This is a genomic window from Thermomonas sp. (assembly GCF_041905325.1).
Classification (GTDB): domain Bacteria; phylum Pseudomonadota; class Gammaproteobacteria; order Xanthomonadales; family Xanthomonadaceae; genus Thermomonas.
The window spans coordinates 1-16,497 of sequence record NZ_JAYRLK010000012.1; the positions used below are offsets into that span (position 1 = coordinate 1).

Below are 16,497 nucleotides of genomic sequence, written 5' to 3' on the forward strand. Positions count from 1 at the left end.
GCGTATACGGCGTTTTCGCCGTCTACTTCACGTTATGCTATAAGAGAATTTGGCTATCCCAACAAGGATAAGGTATGACCAATATAACGCTATCAGTTCAAAGATTAGTCGCATACAGAGAAGCAATAAAACAAATCAAAGATGGCAACTGTTCATTATCTTTTCCTAAAGATACTGATATAGAACCTATACTTGATTTTGAATCTGAGTTTATTCAGTTGGCTGCGTGGCTTGATGTTCGCTTTGATGAGTTCAATAAAATTCAAGAGATATCCACTGAAATCAACAAAGGCAGTGTACTTGATGATGTTCTAAATCGCATTTATGATACATTTCATATAATAATACCTTATGACAGAATCGGCTACGCATTAATATCTGATGATCATGAAAAAGTTATAGCTCATTGGACAAAAACCAATTATCCAGAAAAAACAAGAATAAAAAAAGGATACACTGCATCATTAGCGGGGAGTAGTTTGGAGAAAATTCTAACAACACAACAACCCCGCATTCTTAATGACCTACACTTATATTTAGCTAATAACCCAAAGTCTTTGTCCACTCAGTTGATAGTTTCTGAAGGTATTCAATCAAGTTTAACCTGTCCACTTATTGCAGATGATAAGCCTATTGGATTTATTTTCTTTTCTAGCAAAGAAAAGAACACATACATTGACGCTCACCAAAAGGTATTTATTAGTATTGCAAGGCAAATATCTGTTTTAGTCGAAAAAAGCCGCCTTTATCAGCATATTTATGACTTAAATAACCAGTTGATAACTGCGTTATCGCAACTCAAAGAGCAATCTTCTCGTGATGCACTTACTAGCATCTTTCATCGAGGTGCCATCATGGGATTTTTAAAAAACACTCTCGAAAAAGACGCAAGAAAAAATCAACCTACCACCGTAATACTTGCTGATATAGATCATTTCAAACATATAAATGACACATATGGTCATATCACTGGTGATACAGTTCTGAAAGAGGTAAGTAAAAGTTTAACTAGTCACTTAAGAAGTTATGACTGTGTTGGGCGTTACGGCGGTGAAGAATTTTTAATTATATTGGGTGAAACTAATACTACAGATGCGCTGCTAATTACAGAGCGTATTCGCCAAGCGATCTCTGAGCTCAAATTTGAGAGAGATAATGATAGATTCTCTCTCACCATGAGCTTTGGCGTTTCCTGTTCAGATAATATTTTACATAAAAAAACAGAAGAAACATTACTTCTAGAAGCAGATAGTGCTTTATATCATGCGAAGAATGACGGTAGAAATCGAGTGTGTATAGCATAACAAATAATTCAACCTCGTTCGCATTCGCTCACTGGACGGCACTACGTGCCGCCGGTTAATTAGAAGTTATGCCCCACGACAACGAATCCCAGCCCGCTGTCGCAAAGAGCGTTGAGGTTCTCGCGGCCGTAGGCCACAAGCGCAATCGGTGCCCCGGTGGATTCAACTCCGATTCGCAACAGTGACTGACAAGTCTTCGTTGAAGACGGCGATGGGGGTTTTGTATCCAAGCACCTTGCGTGGGCGGTTGTAAAGACGTTGCTCGACCCAGCGCAAGTAATCATCGGTGTGAGCTCAACTGCGTAACGCAACACCATCGATGATAAATGGGCTCAGGCGGTTTAGCCTGAGCGAATTCATTGCCAAGTGGAGTTGCCCATGGCCACAAGCCGCCTGAACCAGCGAAAACCCGGTCGAAAACCCGGGGCAGAGTCGACTTTGTAATAACACCCAAGACGCTCGCTTCTCTACAGCCTGCAATCCCGAAGAATCACAGGCTGCGGCACCGCTCCTTCCGGGCACAACGCCTCCACCACCGCCATCAGATCAAGCCATGCATCGGCGCCATCGCCCTCGGGCACAGCATGGAACGGCACGCCGGCTTCCGCCACCAGCACGGGTTCACGCGCATTCGCGGCAGGTCGCGTTGTGTTATCCGCCAACGAGTTCATCGAGCAACGCCTCGCGTTCGAAGATCGCAAAGTAGCGCCGCACCCGCGCCATGTCGAGCGAGCCGGCGTTGTTGCGCAGCAGCGAACGGATGTCGTCCAGATCGCGTCCCCGCGAGGGATCGTTGACCAGTGCCTGCAATTTGAACGCGATCAATCCTTCAGCGTCGATCACGCGCAGTCGCCCCAGTCCGGTTTCCCGGGTTTCGGCTGTAGCGAGCAAGCGCAGCGCCTCAGATCGATGGGCAAACAGCACATCCAACCCCTCGTCCCCGCGCAGATAATTTGCCGCATCGACGCTGCGGTGCAAGCAGCGATATCCCAGCCCAAGCAGCAGTCCGTGCAGGCGGTCAGCATCTTCGGCATCGACCAGGAAATCCACATCACGGGTAGCGCGCACCACCTTGTGCATGGCCAACGCCAAACCACCGATCAGAGCCGGTGGCGTTCGCAAATCGGCAAACGCGGCCAAAGCTTCACGAATCTGGGCGGCAAGACTGGGCATGGCTACATATTCCTTCGATACTCCCCACCCACCTCATACAACGCATGGCTGATCTGCCCCAGCGAGTGCGTCTTCACTGCCTCCACAAGCGATTCAAACACATTCCGCCGTTCGCGCGCGGTGGCCTGCAGTGACCTGAGCCCATCGGCCGCGAACTCGTTACGGTTGCCCTGGTAGCCCGCCACGTTCGCAATCTGCTGCCCCTTCTCCTCTTCCGTGGAGCGGATCAGCTCGATCTCGGTGACGATGTCGCCGCCGTGCTCCTTGGGCAGGAAGGTGTTGACGCCCACCAGCGGCAGGCTGCCGTCGTGCTTCTTGTGCTCGTAGTACAGGCTCTCTTCCTGGATCTTGCCGCGCTGGTACATGGTGTCCATGGCGCCCAGCACGCCGCCGCGCTCGCTGATGGCCTCGAACTCCTTGTAGACGGCCTCTTCCACGATGTCGGTGAGCTTGTCGACGATGAAGCTGCCCTGCCACGGGTTCTCGCAGAAGTTCAGCCCCAGCTCCTTGTTGATGATCATCTGGATGGCCACGGCGCGGCGCACGCTTTCTTCGGTGGGCGTTGTGATGGCTTCGTCGTAGGCGTTGGTGTGCAGGCTGTTGCAGTTGTCGAACAGCGCGTACAGCGCCTGCAGCGTGGTGCGGATGTCGTTGAACTGGATTTCCTGCGCGTGCAGCGATCGGCCGCTGGTCTGGATGTGGTACTTCATCATCTGGCTGCGCGGGCTGGCGCCGTAGCGCTCGCGCATGGCGCGGGCCCAGATGCGGCGCGCCACGCGGCCAATCACCGTGTACTCCGGGTCCATGCCGTTGCTGAAGAAGAAGCTCAGGTTGGGCGCGAAGTCGTCGATCTTCATCCCGCGCGCCAGGTAGTACTCCACGATGGTGAAGCCGTTGGACAGGGTGAAGGCCAGCTGGCTGATCGGGTTCGCCCCGGCTTCGGCGATGTGGTAGCCGGAGATGGACACCGAGTAGAAGTTGCGGACGGCGTGGTCCACGAAGTACTGCTGGATGTCGCCCATCATGCGCAGGGCGAACTCGGTGCTGAAGATGCAGGTGTTCTGCGCCTGGTCTTCCTTCAGGATGTCGGCCTGCACGGTGCCGCGCACGGTCTTCAGCGTCTCCGCCTTGATGCGCGCGTAGGTCTCGGCATCCACCAGCTGGTCGCCGGTCACGCCCAACAGGGCCAGGCCCAGGCCGTCGTTGCCCTGCGGCAGCGCACCGGAATACGCCGGGCGCTGGCGGCCTTCGAACAGCTGTTCGATCTTCTGCTGCGCCGCCTGCCAGCGGGCGTCGTCGGCCTTCAGGTATTTCTCCACCTGCTGGTCGATGGCGGTGTTCATGAACATCGCCAGGATGATCGGTGCCGGGCCGTTGATGGTCATCGACACGCTGGTGGTGGGCGCGCACAGGTCGAAGCCGGAGTACAGCTTCTTCATGTCGTCCAGCGTGGGGACGTTGACGCCGGAGTTGCCGATCTTGCCGTAGATGTCCGGGCGCGGCGCCGGGTCTTCGCCGTACAGGGTCACGCTGTCGAAGGCGGTGGACAGGCGCGCGGCCGGCTGGCCCAGGCTGAGGTAGTGGAAGCGGCGGTTAGTGCGCTCCGGCGTGCCCTCGCCGGCGAACATGCGGATGGGGTCTTCGCCGGTGCGGCGGTACGGGTACACGCCGCCGGTGTAGGGGTAGTAACCCGGCAGGTTTTCCTTCTGCAGGAACACCAGCAGCTCGCCCCAGGCCTTGTAGGTGGGCGCGGCGATCTTGGGGATCTGCTGGTGGCTGAGCGACTCGCGGTAGTTCTCCACCCGGATGGTCTTGTCGCGCACCTGGTATTCGTTGACCGGCTCGGTGATGGATTTGAGGCGCGCCGGCCAGTCACGCAGCAGCTTCAGCGCCTCGGAATCCAGCGACTGGATGGCGTCGTTATAGCGCTGGCGCAGGGTCTTCAGGCTGCGGTCGTCGCCCTCGGTGAGGGCTTCGGCCGGGTACAGGTCCAGCGCCTTGGGCAGCGCGGCGTCGCCCAGTTCCTTCAGCGCGTCCCACAGCGACTGCGCACGGTCGGCGATCTCCGCCTGCGACTCGATGCGGGCGTTGATCGCCCTGCCCTGCTCGGCGATTTCAGCCAAATACCGCACCCTCGCGCCGGGGATGAGGACGGTGGCGCGGGGTTCCTTCAGGGTGGTGTCCAGCGCCGGCTGCAGCACGTCGGCCGGCAGCGCCAGCTTCTCGCGCAGCAGGCGGCACAGGTTGGCGAACATCCAGTTCAGGCCGGGGTCGTTGAACTGGCTGGCGATGGTGGGATAGACCGGGACGTCCTCGTCCTTGGTCTGGAACGCCACGCGGTTGCGCTTCCACTGCTTGCGCACGTCGCGCAGGGCGTCTTCGGCGCCGCGCTTGTCAAACTTGTTGAGCACCACGAGTTCCGCGTAGTCCAGCATGTCGATCTTCTCGAGCTGGCTGGGCGCGCCGAAGTCGCTGGTCATCACGTACATCGGGAAGTCGACCAGGTCGACGATCTCCGAGTCGCTCTGGCCGATACCGGCGGTCTCCACGATCACCAGGTCGAACGCCAGCGAGCGCAGGTAGGCGATGCAGTCCTTCAGCACCACGTTGGTGGCCATGTGCTGGCGGCGGGTGGCCATGGAACGCATGAACACGCGCGGGGAGCGCAGCGAGTTCATGCGGATGCGGTCGCCCAGCAGCGCGCCGCCGGTGCGGCGGCGGGTGGGGTCCACCGAGATCACGGCGATGCGCATCTCCGGGAACTGCGCCAGGAAACGGTTCAGCAATTCATCGGTCACCGACGACTTGCCGGCGCCGCCGGTGCCGGTGATGCCCACCACCGGCGTCTTGCCGCCGGCCAGCTGCCACTGCTTGCGCAGGTGGGCCAGCTCGGACTCGGCCAGCGCGGATTCCTCGATGGCGGAGAGCATGCGGCCCACGTGGATCTCGGAGGCGGCATCGAAATGGGGGTCAGAGTCGCCTTTCCCACCGTTTTGACTGGCGCCCGACGGCCCGGAAACGGAAAGTCGACTCTGACCCCCATTTCGATCGCGGGCGGCGCCCGCGCGATGGATGACATCCTCGATCATCGCCACCAGCCCCATGTGCATGCCGTCGTTGGGGTGGTAGATGCGTTCGACGCCGTAGGCCTCCAGCTCGCGGATTTCCTCCGGGGTGATGGTGCCGCCGCCGCCGGCGAACACGCGGATGTGCGCGGCGTCGCGCTGCTTCAGCATGTCCACCATGTACTTCAGGTATTCCACGTGGCCGCCCTGGTAGGACGACAGCGCGATGGCGTCGGCGTCTTCCTGCAGCGCCGCGCGCACCACGTCTTCCACGCTGCGGTTGTGGCCCAGGTGGATGACTTCCGCGCCCTGCGCCTGGATCAGCCGGCGCATGATGTTGATGGCGGCGTCGTGGCCGTCGAACAGGCTGGCGGCGGTGACGAAGCGCAGGGGGGTGGCTTCGGGGTTCAGGTGGGTCATCGAGGGGGCCGGGCTGCTCATGCGACTGCATCCACAATTCTGGAAATGGCAATCGCCGATTGTAACGCGCAAGGTAGGATGCCCCCGACGCCTCCGTATCCAGCCGCCATGACCCGACGCCTGCCCACCTTGCTGGTTGCCGCCACGCTTGCCACCTGCACGCTTGCCGCCTGCACGCACGCACCCGCACGCCCGGCACCCCCGGTGCTGCTGCTGGGCGAAGTGCACGACAGTGCCGCCGGTCACGCCGCACGCGCGGCGTTGCTGCGCGGAAAGATCGAAGCCGGCTGGCGGCCCGCCATTGCGATGGAGCAGTTCGACACCGCCCAGCAGCCGGTGCTGGAAGCCGCCATGGCCGCGTGTGCCGATGCCGACTGCGTGCTCGCCCGGGTCGCGCCCGCCAAGGCAAGCTGGAACTGGGATTTCTACAAGCCGGTGATCCAGTTGGCGCTGGAGTTCAAGCTGCCGCTGCTGGCCGCCAACCTGTCGCGCGGCGATGCCTCGAAGGTGGTGAAGGACGGCTTTGCCGCCGCGCTGCCGGCCGAGTTGATCGCCCGCTACCGGCTGGACGCCCTGCCCGCCGCCGTGCTGGCCGCGCAGGAAACCGAGGTGCGCGACAGCCACTGCGGTGCGCTGCCGGAGCCGTTCGTCAGCCCCATGGCCAAGGCGCAGATCGCCCGCGACGTGGTGATGGCCGAGACCCTGCGCACCCACGCCGCCCGCGGCGTGGTGCTGATCGCCGGCAATGGCCATGTGCGGCGCGACATCGCGGTGCCCTATTGGCTGCGTCTGGCCGGTTTCAATCCGCGCAGCGTGGGGTTCCTCGAGCCGGCGACGGAGACGTCCGCATTCGATGAAACCCACCGCATCCCGGCCAGCGTGCGCCCCGATCCCTGCGCCGGCTTCAAGCCGCCGCAGGCGCGCGACTGACACGGCAAGCCGCAAACGATACGCACCCGTATTCAAGCGCCCCGCGGAGGTTGGCATTAGAATGCCGGCCCTGCATTGCCGGCCCTGCCGGGACGCAGGCCCGCTCGCCCCCATCCCGCCTGCCGCCGCCTCCGGTTTCCACCTCCGGTCGCGGCCGGAGTTTTCGCAATGATCTTCGAAACGCTCGACACCTACGGCCACGAACAGGTCGTGTTCTGCCACAACAAGGACGCCGGCCTGAAGGCGATCATCGCCATCCACAACACCGTGCTGGGCCCGGCACTGGGTGGCACCCGCATGTGGCCCTACCAGAGTGAAGCCGAAGCCCTGAACGACGTGCTGCGGCTGTCGCGCGGCATGACCTACAAGAACGCGGTGGCCGGCCTGAACATCGGCGGCGGCAAGGCGGTGATCATCGGTGACCCGGCCAAGGACAAGTCCGAGGCGCTGTTCCGTGCCTTCGGCCAATTCGTGGAATCGCTGGGCGGGCGTTACATCACCGCCGAAGACGTGGGCATCGACGTCAGCGACATGGAATATGTCTACCGCGAAACCCAATACGTGACCGGCGTGCACCAGGTCCACGGCGGTTCCGGCGACCCCTCGCCGTTCACCGCCTACGGTGCGCTGCAGGGCCTGATGGCCACGTTGAACAAGAAATTCGGCAACGAGGACGTGGGCAAGTATTCCTACGCCGTGCAGGGCCTGGGCCACGTCGGCATGGAATACGTGAAGCTGCTGAAGGAACGCGGTGCCAAGATCTTCGTCACCGACATCAACCCGTCGCTGGTGGAAAAGGCCACGTCGGAATACGGTGCCGAAGCCGTTGGCCTGAACGAAATCTACGACGTGCCGGCCGACGTGTATTCGCCCTGCGCGCTGGGCGGCACCGTCAACGAACAGACCCTGCCGCGCCTGAAATGCAAGGTGATCTGCGGTGCGGCCAACAACCAGTTGGCCAACAACGAGATCGGCGACGAAGTGACCCGGCGCGGCATCCTGTACGCGCCGGACTACGCAGTCAACGCCGGCGGCGTGATGAACGTGGCGCTGGAACTCGACGGTTACAACCGCGAGCGCGCCATGCGGATGATGCGCACCATCTACCACAACCTCACCCGCATCTACGAAATCGCCGACCGCGACGGCATCCCGACCTACCGCGCCGCCGACCGCCTGGCCGAAGAGCGCATCGAGAAGATCGGCAAGCTCAAGTTGCCGCTGGGCCGCAGCCAACCGCGCTTCCAGGGTCGCGTGCGCGGAAGTTGATGCGCCGCGCCGCCTTCCCCCGCGCGGGGAGGGCTTGAAGTACCGCCCCCTCCACCCTCACGAGCCCCCCCATGCGCCCATTCCCCCTTGGTGAAGACCTTGATGCCCTGCGCGACGCCGTTCGCCGCTTTGCCGAAACCGAAATCGCGCCGCGCGCGGCCAAGGCCGACGAAGACAACTGGTTCCCGCAGGAGCTGTGGCCGATGCTGGGCGAGATGGGCCTGCTGGGCATGACCATTCCGGGCGAGTACGGCGGCAGCGGGCTGGGCTACCTGGCCCATCTGGTGGCGATGGAAGAGATCAGCCGCGCCTCGGGTGCGATCGGCCTGTCCTACGGCGCGCATTCCAACCTCTGCGTCAACAACCTGTACGCCAACGGCAACGACGCGCAGCGGGCGAAATACCTGCCCAAGCTGTGCAGCGGCGAGTTCAAGGGCGCACTGGCGATGAGCGAACCGGGGGCCGGTTCCGACGTGGTGGGCTCGATGGCCTGCCGCGCCGAACTCAAGGGCGACGTGTGGGTGGCCAACGGCAACAAGATGTGGATCACCAACGGCCCCGAGGCCGACGTGCTGATCGTGTACATGCGCACCGCCAGCCGCGAGCTGGGCAGCAAGTGCATGACCGCCTTCATCGTCGAGAAGGGCATGAAGGGCTTCAGCACGGCGCAGAAGCTGGACAAGCTGGGCATGCGCGGCAGCAACACCTGCGAGCTGGTGTTCGAGAACTGCGAGATCCCGCAGGAGAACGTGCTGGGCGAGGTCAACAACGGCGTCAAGGTGCTGATGAGCGGCCTGAACACCGAGCGCCTGGTGCTGTCCGGCGGCCCCATCGGCCTGATGCAGGCGGCGCTGGACATCGCCCTGCCCTACGTGCGCGAGCGCCGCCAGTTCGGCCAGGCCATCGGCACCTTCGAGCTGATGCAGGCCAAGATCGCCGACATGTACACGGCGCTGCAGTCCAGCCGCGCGTTCGCCTACCAGGTCGCGCGCGACTATGACAATGGCCACAAGAGCCGCATCGACGCCGCCGCCTGCCTGCTGCATGCCTCCGAAGCGGCGGTGCAGGTGGCGCTGGAAGCGATCCAGTCGCTGGGCGGCAACGGCTACATCAACGAATTCGCGACCGGCCGCATCCTGCGCGATGCCAAGCTGTATGCAATCGGTGCCGGCACCAACGAGATCCGCCGCATGCTGATCGGCCGCGAGCTGTTCGCCGGCAATCACTGAGGCAGCGTCCCGGCGGCGGTAACGGCCGCTGCCGGCGCTGGGCGCACCACCCCGCCTGCAACCGGCAGGGTGTTCGCGCTCAGAACCGGTAGCTGGCCCACAGCGTGGCCAAGCCGGTCTTGCCCAGGGTGCCGCCGTACCGGCTCAGGTCGAAGCGGAACGTCGCGCGGTCCTGCCAGACCGCCGCCAGCCCCAGCCCGAGGGTTTGCCCGCGCGGTGCCAGCTGCATGCCCTGCAAGGGAGCCCATTGTTCCAACCCGACGTAGCTGGCCGCGAACGCCATTCCGTGCGTGGCCAGTGCTTGTTGCCATTCGGCCCGTGCATCGGCGCGCAGCACGGCAGTCCCCCAGCGCCATTCGCGTGCGGCCCGCAGCCCCGCCAGCATCTGCCAGCGGCTGGCGTCCCACGCATTCGCGCGCAGGCCGAAGCCGGTGGCCCCCGTTTCCGAGAATCCGGCATTGGCCACACGCATGTACTGGCTGCCCAGATAGGGGGTCAGTGCGATGCCGTGCAGCTGCACGCGCCCGCCCACCTCGGCATAACCCCCCAGGTAGTGGCCGGAAAGCTGCGTGGCCACCGCGTCTTGCATCTCACCCAGCAGCAGGTTGCGCTGCAGCTGCCGCTGGAACGCCCCGTGGGTGAACTGCGCCTGCCACTGCCACGGCCCCCGCATGCCGGCCGCGTACACCCGCACCTCGCGCTGGTGGCCACGGCTGCGGTCGCCGAATGCCCCCAGCCAGCTGCTCTGCTCCAGCTTGTGCATGGCGATGCCGGCCACCGCATCCGTGCCAACCCGCCAGTCGTTGCCGATCATTTCACCCGTGGAATCCAGCCCCACTGCATCCTGGCCCGCCTGCGCCAGTTGCCCATCGCTGGCCAGGTCGCGATACCAGCCACCCGCACGCGCCGGCGTTGCACGCAGGGTGTCGATCCGTTGCCCCAGCGCGCGCCGGCCGGCATCGGCGGCTTCCAGCGTCAAGGCCGTGGACGCCCCGTGCATTTCCCCCGCCAGGCTGCGCAGCGAACGCTCCGCCTGCGCCACGCTGCCGGCTTGCTGGAAGGCACCCGCGGCCTCGATGAAGCTGGCACCGATGCCACCCGGCACGCTGCCGCCCAGCTGCACGTCGATGGCCTGCATCGCCGCTTCCACGCGCACGGCGGTCGGCACGCTGATGCCCTCCAGCCCCATGCCCGCCACCGCCTTGGTGACGTCGATGCGATTGATGTTGAGGAAGACGTTGTTGGGGTCGTAGGCCAGCGCGGCATCCAGGAAGACGTTCGGTGCCGCCTTCAAGGACGAAAACGTGCCACTCACCCCGCCTGCGGCATTCAGCAGGGTTTCCCTGGCCGTGGTGGTGTAGCCGCTTTTCACCCCGAGGATGGAGAGGGTGCCGTTCAAGGTCGCGCTGCCGGACACGCGCAGCGCGCTGCCCAGCCACACGCCCAGATTGCCCGTGGAGGACTGGCTGAAGTTGCCGCCGATGCTGGCCGGCGTGCTCGCCCCGCTGAACAACCTGCCGCTGTTGGTGACATGGCCGGCAAGCGCACCACTGGCCCAGACCGTGGCACCGTCGGCGATGGTCAGGTTCGAACGCAGGCCCTTGCGCACGTCCAGCCCGCCCGCATTGACGACGGTGGCACCGGTGAACTTGCCGGCTTCAAGCAAGGTCAGCGTGCCGCTGCCGTTCTTGACCAGCCCGCCACTGCCGACGATTTCGTTGCGCCACACCGAGTTGCCGGAAAACGCCACGCTGAAATCGCCCCAGGCGAAATTGCTGGGCCCCATCGCCGCCTTGGTCACGTCCAGCAAGCCCCAGCCGAACACCGGGTCGACGCCTGCCGCGCCCAGGTCCCTGGCCCCGCCCAGCAGCGCCTGCCGGACCTGGTCGTTGCTGAAATACGGGAACGCCGACCACACCACCGCCGCCGCGCCGGCCACCTGCGGTGCCGCATACGAAGTGCCGCCCCCTTGGTACAGGGCATAGCTGGCATCGCCCACCTTGGCCTGCGGGTCGATGAAGATCACGTTGCCGGGTGCCACCAGGCAGTAATGCATCGCCGAACCGCATTTTTGCGAATACGCCGTCAGCTGCGTCGGATTGTTCGGGTCCAGCGCCCCCACCGTCAGCCAACCCTTTTCCAGTTGTGCATCACCTGCCAGCGTGGGCAGGCGTGCATTGTCCGAAGGCTCGCTCGCATAGCGCGGGTCGCCGCCGCTGTTGCCATTGGCGAACACGATGATGCCGCCGCGGGTCACCACGAAATCCTTCCAGGCGTTGGCCAGCTCGGTGGTCAGCGCCGGATCGTTCCAGTACAACCCGCCCCAGGAGTTGTTGATGATCTTCGCCCCGGCATCGGCCAGTTCGCCGTTGATGCCCTTGAAGAAATCCCCGTACCCCTCGCCGGCATGGATCTCGGTGCCCGCCCCGGAACCATCGTCCACCGGCGGCGTGTCGCTGATGATGCGCGACGAGGCGATGTTGGCACCCTGCGCCACGCCCCCGCCCCAGTTGCCGATGCCCTTGCCGGCCGCCATCTGCGCCACCGTGGTGCCGTGTCCCACCACGTCATCCACGCTGGTGTTGTTGGTGTTCGGATCGACGTGGATGAAGCTGGCGGTGACGCGCCCGCTGAGCGCCGGGTGGCTGCGGTTGACCCCCGTATCGATCAGGCCGATGGTCACCCCCCTGCCGATCAACCCCGCCCCCAGCGCGCCGGCGGCATTGGTGAGCTGCAAATGCTGGCTGTATTGCGGCAGCGTGGCCGGCGCGGCCAGCGTGGGCACGGCCGGCGGGTTGACCACCAGGCTGGCATCGTTGGCCACGGTGGGGGTGAACCCCGGGCCGGTAGGCGTGACCGGCGGCGGATCGGAACGCACGCTGCCCCCGCCACCACCACCGCACGCGGCCAGCGTCAGCGCGATCGCGCAGGGCAACAAGGCGACGGGGGACGAAGGCAGCAGGCGGCGCGAAGACGAAGGCGACATGGCGGGCTCCCGGCAGGCATCAGGCATTGCCTCCCGTTGTAGTCCGCACCGCTTGTTCATGCAATGCCTGCGGGCCTGTTTGCGGCGGCGCAGCATGCAGCCCCGATTCGCGCGATAATCGGGGCTTGCCGGCCTGCCCGGCCCCACATTTCCGGAGCTTCCCATGAGCGACGTCGTCATCGTCGGTGCCAAGCGCACCGCCATCGGTTCCTTCCTCGGCCAGTTCACCGGCACGCCCACGCCCGTGCTGGGCAGCGCCGCCATCGCCGGCGCACTGGCGCAATCGGGGCTGGCCGCCGAGCAGGTGGACGAGGTGATCATGGGCTGCGTGCTGCCGGCCGGCCTCGGCCAGGCACCCGCGCGCCAGGCTTCGCGCAGTGCCGGCATCCCCGATGCCGCCGGCTGCACCACCATCAACAAGGTCTGCGGCTCGGGCATGAAGGCGGTGATGCTGGCCCACGACATCATCAAGGCCGGCTCCGCCAAGGCGGTCGTCGCCGGCGGCATGGAGTCGATGACCAACGCCCCGCACCTGCTCAACGGCTCGCGCACCGGCGTGCGCTACGGCAGTGCCGAGTTCCTCGACCACATGGCCTACGACGGCCTCACCAACCCCTACGACGGCAAGGCGATGGGCATCTTCGGCGATGCCGCCTGCGCCAAGTACGGCTACGACCGCGCCACCGTCGACGCGTTCTCCGCCGAAAGCGCCCGCCGCGCGCAGGCCGCGCAGGCCGCCGGCGCGTTCGCCGCCGAGATCGTCCCGGTCACCGTCAAGACCCGCAAGGGCGAAGTGGTGGTCGACAAGGACGAGGAGCCCGGCAAGATTGATTTGGGCAAGATCCCCGAACTGCGCCCGGCATTCGGCAAGGACGGCGTGCTGACCGCCGCCTCGTCGTCGAAGATTTCCGATGGTGCCGCCGCGCTGCTGGTGATGTCGGCCGAGGCCGCGGCCGCCGCCGGGGCCAAGCCGCTGGCCCGGATCGTCGCCCACGCCACCCATTCGCAGGCACCGGAATGGTTCACCACCGCCCCGGTGGCGGCCGTGCAGTCGGTGCTGGCCAAGGCGGGCTGGAACGTGGCCGACGTGGACCTGTTCGAAGTCAACGAGGCGTTCGCCTGCGTGGCGATGGCGCCGATGAGCGACCTCGGCATCGCCCACGACAAGCTCAACGTCAACGGCGGCGCGCTGGCGCTGGGCCACCCGATCGGCTGCAGCGGCGCCCGCCTGCTGGTGACCCTGATCCATGCCTTGCAGGCTCGCGGCGGCAAGCGCGGTGTGGCTTCGCTGTGCATCGGCGGCGGCGAAGCGACGGCCGTGGCCATCGAGCTGACGTAAGCCGGGCTAACGCTGAATCGAAAAAAAATCGGCCAAACCCTTGACACTGGCCGCAGGCGCGGCATCATGTCAGGGCACGCAGTTTTGCGTTGCCAAGAATTCAAGACGAGGAAACCGCATCATGTCGATCAACAAGATCCTGCTGGCGATGGCACTGGGCCTGGCCCTGACCGCCTGCAGCAAGTCCGAGCCGGCTGCCGATACCGCTGCCAGCACCGAGGCCCCGGCCGCTGCCGATCAGGCCGCTGCGGACCAAGCTGCCGCCCAGGCTGCCGACGCCACCGCCCAGGCTCCTGCGGCCGAAGCACCGGCGGCTGATGCTGCTGCCGCTCCGGCTGATGCCGCTGCCACCCCGGCCGACGCCCAGAAGGCTGCGGACGACGCCGAAAAGGCTGCCACCTCGGCGGAAGCCAAGCCGGAAGCCAAGAAGTAATCGGATAGGCCAAGCACACTTGCCGATCCGATTGCTTGAAAGAATCGGAGACGCCGTCGGCAGGCCGACGGCGTTTTCGTGTCCCGGGCGACCGGGAAAGACGAAAGTCAGTGAACGACCCGCCGGCCCAAACCGGTTCGCTAAGCGCACTGGCGTTGCCTGATCCACATCCACGTTCCAATTCAGTCAACCCTCTCTGGAGATTTCCATGAACAACAAGCTTTTCGTGCTCCTCGCCGCTGGCGTCCTGGCCCTGTCGGCCTGCAAGAAGGAAGAAGCCCCGGCCGCCGACGCTGCTGCCCCGGCTGCTGACGCCGCTGCTGCTCCGGCCGACGCCGCTGCCGCTGCCCCGGCTGCCGACGCTGCTGCCGCTCCGGCCGCCGACGCCGCTGCCGCTCCGGCTGCCGACGCCGCTGCCGCTCCGGCTGCCGACGCCGCCGCTGCTCCGGCTGCCCCGGCTGCCGACGCTGCTGCTGCTCCGGCTGCCCCGGCTGCCGACGCTGCCAAGAAGTAATTCAAGGCACATCAGCTGCACCACAAGGCCCGCCAATGGCGGGCCTTGTTTTTTTCAGCAACTTCGAACGCCCCTAGCAACCGCAAAAAACCCCGCGCGGGGCGGGGTTCGAAAATCTTGCGGCACGCACTCACCGCATGACCACCTTCAGGTCACGGGCTTCACGCCCGCCGCCTGCGCCCCCTTGGCACCCTGCTGCACTTCATAGCTGACCCGCTGGCCTTCCTGCAGGCTGCGAAAGCCACTCGCGTCGATCGCGGAGAAATGCACGAACACGTCTGCACTGCCATCCTCGGGCGCGATGAAACCAAAACCCTTGGCGTCGTTGAACCACTTCACGGTGCCGTACTGCATGGTTGCGAAGACCTCTTGCGGATGTGTGGAAAAAGATACCGTCTGCATGGCGTGCGCCGCATGCGGCGACACCGCGCGAGTATGCAACAACCGGGCTGCGGTGCAATGCCCCGCCTCAATCCGCCAGCAGCGCATGCAGGATCCGCGGCACCCCGGCCATCGCCACGGCCACGTTGTCCAGGACGTCCTGCAAGGTGATGACTTCCTCCACGTCCGGCCCCGCCCCGGCCGCCCAGTTGGCCACGATGCACAGGCAGGCATAGTCCAGGCCCAGTTCGCGCGCCAGGCCGGCCTCGGGCATGCCGGTCATGCCCACCAGGTCGCAGCCATCGCGACGCATCCGCGCGATTTCGGCCCGGGTCTCCAGCCGCGGCCCCTGGGTGGCGCCATAGCAACCGCCATCCACCAGCGCAACGCCGGCCTGCGCGGCAGCGGCAACCACCTGCCGGCGCAACGCCGGGGTATAGGGGTCACCGAAATCCACATGCAGCACCTCGCTGCCCGGCTCTTCGCACAGGGTGGCGATGCGGCCCCAGGTGTAGTCGATCAACTGGTCCGGGCAGGCCAGCACACGCGGACCGCAGGCGGCACCGATGCCGCCGACGGTATTGAGCGCAAGCACCCGCCTCGCCCCCACTGCCCGCAGGGCGGCCAGGTTGGCGCGGTAGTTGATCTTGTGCGGCGGCAGCGAATGACCTTCGCCATGGCGGGCCAGGAACGCCACCCGCTTGCCGGCCAGGGTACCGATGCGAATCGGGCCGGAAGGCGTGCCGTAAGAGGTCTGCGGCTCCACCGTTTCGACATCCGCCAACGCCCCCAGCGCGTACACGCCGGTGCCCCCGATCACCGCCAGATCCAGCATGATGCCCTCCTGCATGGAATACGCCTCCGTCAGAACCCCAGCCGGGCTCCGGCACCCAGCAATGTCGCCACGCCCAGCACCGCGAACACGGCGGCGGCCACCGCATGCACCAGCCGCATCGGAATCTTCGCCGCCAACTTGTCACCCACGAACACCGCCGGCACGTCCGCGATCAACATGCCCAGCGTTGTGCCGGCGATCACCAGCAGCGGCGTCCCGTAATGCGCGGCCATCGCCACCGTGGCGATCTGGGTCTTGTCGCCCATCTCGGCCAGGAAGAAGGTCACCAGCGTGGCGCCGAACACGCCGAACCGCTGCGCCACCTGCGCCTCCTCTTCCTCGATCTTGTCGGGAATCAGCGTCCAGACCGCCATGCCGATGAACGACAGCCCCAGCACCCAGCGCAATGTCGACGGGCTGACGGTGGCCGTGATCCAGGCCCCGAGCGCACCGGCAAGCCCGTGGTTGAGCAAGGTGGCCACCAGGATGCCGAGGATGATCGGCAACGGCTTCTTGAAGCGGGCCGCCAGCAGGAACGCCAGCAACTGGGTCTTGTCGCCGATTTCGGCAAGCGCGACGACGCCGGTGGAGACGAGCAAAGCTTCCATGTGTGATCCCG

General features: G+C 64.5%; 14 protein-coding genes and 1 pseudogene. 7 read left to right on the forward strand and 8 right to left on the reverse strand.

Annotation, left to right across the window (positions count from 1 at the left end):
* Positions 1-74: 74 nt before the first annotated feature.
* Positions 75-1,304 carry a diguanylate cyclase gene (locus tag ACE3OK_RS11165; protein ID WP_374249621.1) on the forward strand — a complete coding sequence of 410 codons (1,230 nt, stop codon included), beginning with the start codon at positions 75-77 and terminating at the stop codon, positions 1,302-1,304.
* Positions 1,305-1,466: 162 nt separating this feature from the next.
* On the opposite strand, the pseudogene ACE3OK_RS11170 reads toward ACE3OK_RS11165, so the two are convergent.
* From ACE3OK_RS11170 to ACE3OK_RS11185, 4 genes and pseudogenes are all read right to left on the reverse strand, one after another.
* Positions 1,467-1,592, reverse strand: a pseudogene (locus ACE3OK_RS11170) (IS30 family transposase); the annotation flags it as partial.
* Positions 1,593-1,771: 179 nt separating this feature from the next.
* Positions 1,772-1,975 (reverse strand): hypothetical protein, encoded by a 204-nt coding sequence (locus ACE3OK_RS11175; protein WP_374249622.1) that lies wholly within the window; start codon positions 1,973-1,975, stop codon positions 1,772-1,774.
* Positions 1,956-2,477 carry a hypothetical protein gene (locus ACE3OK_RS11180; RefSeq protein ID WP_374249623.1) on the reverse strand — a complete coding sequence of 174 codons (522 nt, stop codon included), beginning with the start codon at positions 2,475-2,477 and terminating at the stop codon, positions 1,956-1,958. Before ACE3OK_RS11180 ends, ACE3OK_RS11175 begins: the two co-directional genes overlap by 20 nt.
* 2 nt (positions 2,478-2,479) lie before the next feature.
* Positions 2,480-5,983: a methylmalonyl-CoA mutase family protein gene (locus ACE3OK_RS11185; RefSeq protein WP_374249624.1), complete on the reverse strand. Its 3,504-nt coding sequence runs from the start codon at positions 5,981-5,983 to the stop codon at positions 2,480-2,482.
* A gap of 87 nt (positions 5,984-6,070) precedes the next feature.
* Here ACE3OK_RS11185 and ACE3OK_RS11190 point away from each other — a divergent pair, with 87 nt between their 5' ends.
* The 3 genes from ACE3OK_RS11190 (at position 6,071) to ACE3OK_RS11200 (ending at position 9,390) form a co-directional block, all read left to right on the forward strand.
* Entirely contained in the window at positions 6,071-6,892 is an 822-nt protein-coding gene (locus ACE3OK_RS11190) for a ChaN family lipoprotein (protein WP_374249625.1), read from the forward strand.
* A gap of 168 nt (positions 6,893-7,060) precedes the next feature.
* Positions 7,061-8,161 carry a Glu/Leu/Phe/Val dehydrogenase dimerization domain-containing protein gene (locus ACE3OK_RS11195; protein ID WP_374249626.1) on the forward strand — a complete coding sequence of 367 codons (1,101 nt, stop codon included), beginning with the start codon at positions 7,061-7,063 and terminating at the stop codon, positions 8,159-8,161.
* A gap of 71 nt (positions 8,162-8,232) precedes the next feature.
* Positions 8,233-9,390, forward strand: coding sequence for an isovaleryl-CoA dehydrogenase (locus tag ACE3OK_RS11200; RefSeq protein WP_374249627.1), 1,158 nt, complete (start codon positions 8,233-8,235; stop codon positions 9,388-9,390).
* 79 nt (positions 9,391-9,469) lie between these two features.
* Here the strand turns inward: ACE3OK_RS11200 and ACE3OK_RS11205 are convergent, their stop codons facing one another.
* Positions 9,470-12,376, reverse strand: a complete 2,907-nt coding sequence (locus ACE3OK_RS11205; protein WP_374249628.1) for a S8 family serine peptidase — start codon at positions 12,374-12,376, stop codon at positions 9,470-9,472.
* A 163-nt stretch (positions 12,377-12,539) separates the two neighbouring features.
* Here ACE3OK_RS11205 and ACE3OK_RS11210 point away from each other — a divergent pair, with 163 nt between their 5' ends.
* The 3 genes from ACE3OK_RS11210 to ACE3OK_RS11220 all read left to right on the forward strand — a co-directional run bounded on the left by ACE3OK_RS11210 (position 12,540) and on the right by ACE3OK_RS11220 (position 14,662).
* Complete coding sequence (locus tag ACE3OK_RS11210) at positions 12,540-13,715, forward strand: acetyl-CoA C-acyltransferase (RefSeq protein ID WP_374249629.1); 1,176 nt, start codon at positions 12,540-12,542, stop codon at positions 13,713-13,715.
* A 121-nt stretch (positions 13,716-13,836) separates the two neighbouring features.
* The gene (locus tag ACE3OK_RS11215) at positions 13,837-14,148 is read left to right on the forward strand and encodes a hypothetical protein (protein ID WP_374249630.1); all 312 of its coding nucleotides are present in this window, start codon (positions 13,837-13,839) and stop codon (positions 14,146-14,148) included.
* Positions 14,149-14,356: 208 nt separating this feature from the next.
* A complete protein-coding gene (locus ACE3OK_RS11220) occupies positions 14,357-14,662 on the forward strand; it encodes a hypothetical protein (protein WP_374249631.1) in 306 nt (101 codons plus the stop codon).
* Between the two features lie 147 nt (positions 14,663-14,809).
* On the opposite strand, the gene ACE3OK_RS11225 is transcribed toward ACE3OK_RS11220, so the two are convergent.
* From ACE3OK_RS11225 to ACE3OK_RS11235, 3 genes are all read right to left on the reverse strand, one after another.
* Positions 14,810-15,016 (reverse strand): cold-shock protein, encoded by a 207-nt coding sequence (locus ACE3OK_RS11225; protein WP_374249673.1) that lies wholly within the window; start codon positions 15,014-15,016, stop codon positions 14,810-14,812.
* Positions 15,017-15,131: 115 nt separating this feature from the next.
* Positions 15,132-15,893 carry an S-methyl-5'-thioinosine phosphorylase gene (locus ACE3OK_RS11230; RefSeq protein WP_374249632.1) on the reverse strand — a complete coding sequence of 254 codons (762 nt, stop codon included), beginning with the start codon at positions 15,891-15,893 and terminating at the stop codon, positions 15,132-15,134.
* A gap of 14 nt (positions 15,894-15,907) precedes the next feature.
* Positions 15,908-16,486, reverse strand: coding sequence for a TMEM165/GDT1 family protein (locus ACE3OK_RS11235; RefSeq protein WP_374249633.1), 579 nt, complete (start codon positions 16,484-16,486; stop codon positions 15,908-15,910).
* Between the last annotated feature and the right edge of the window lie 11 nt (positions 16,487-16,497).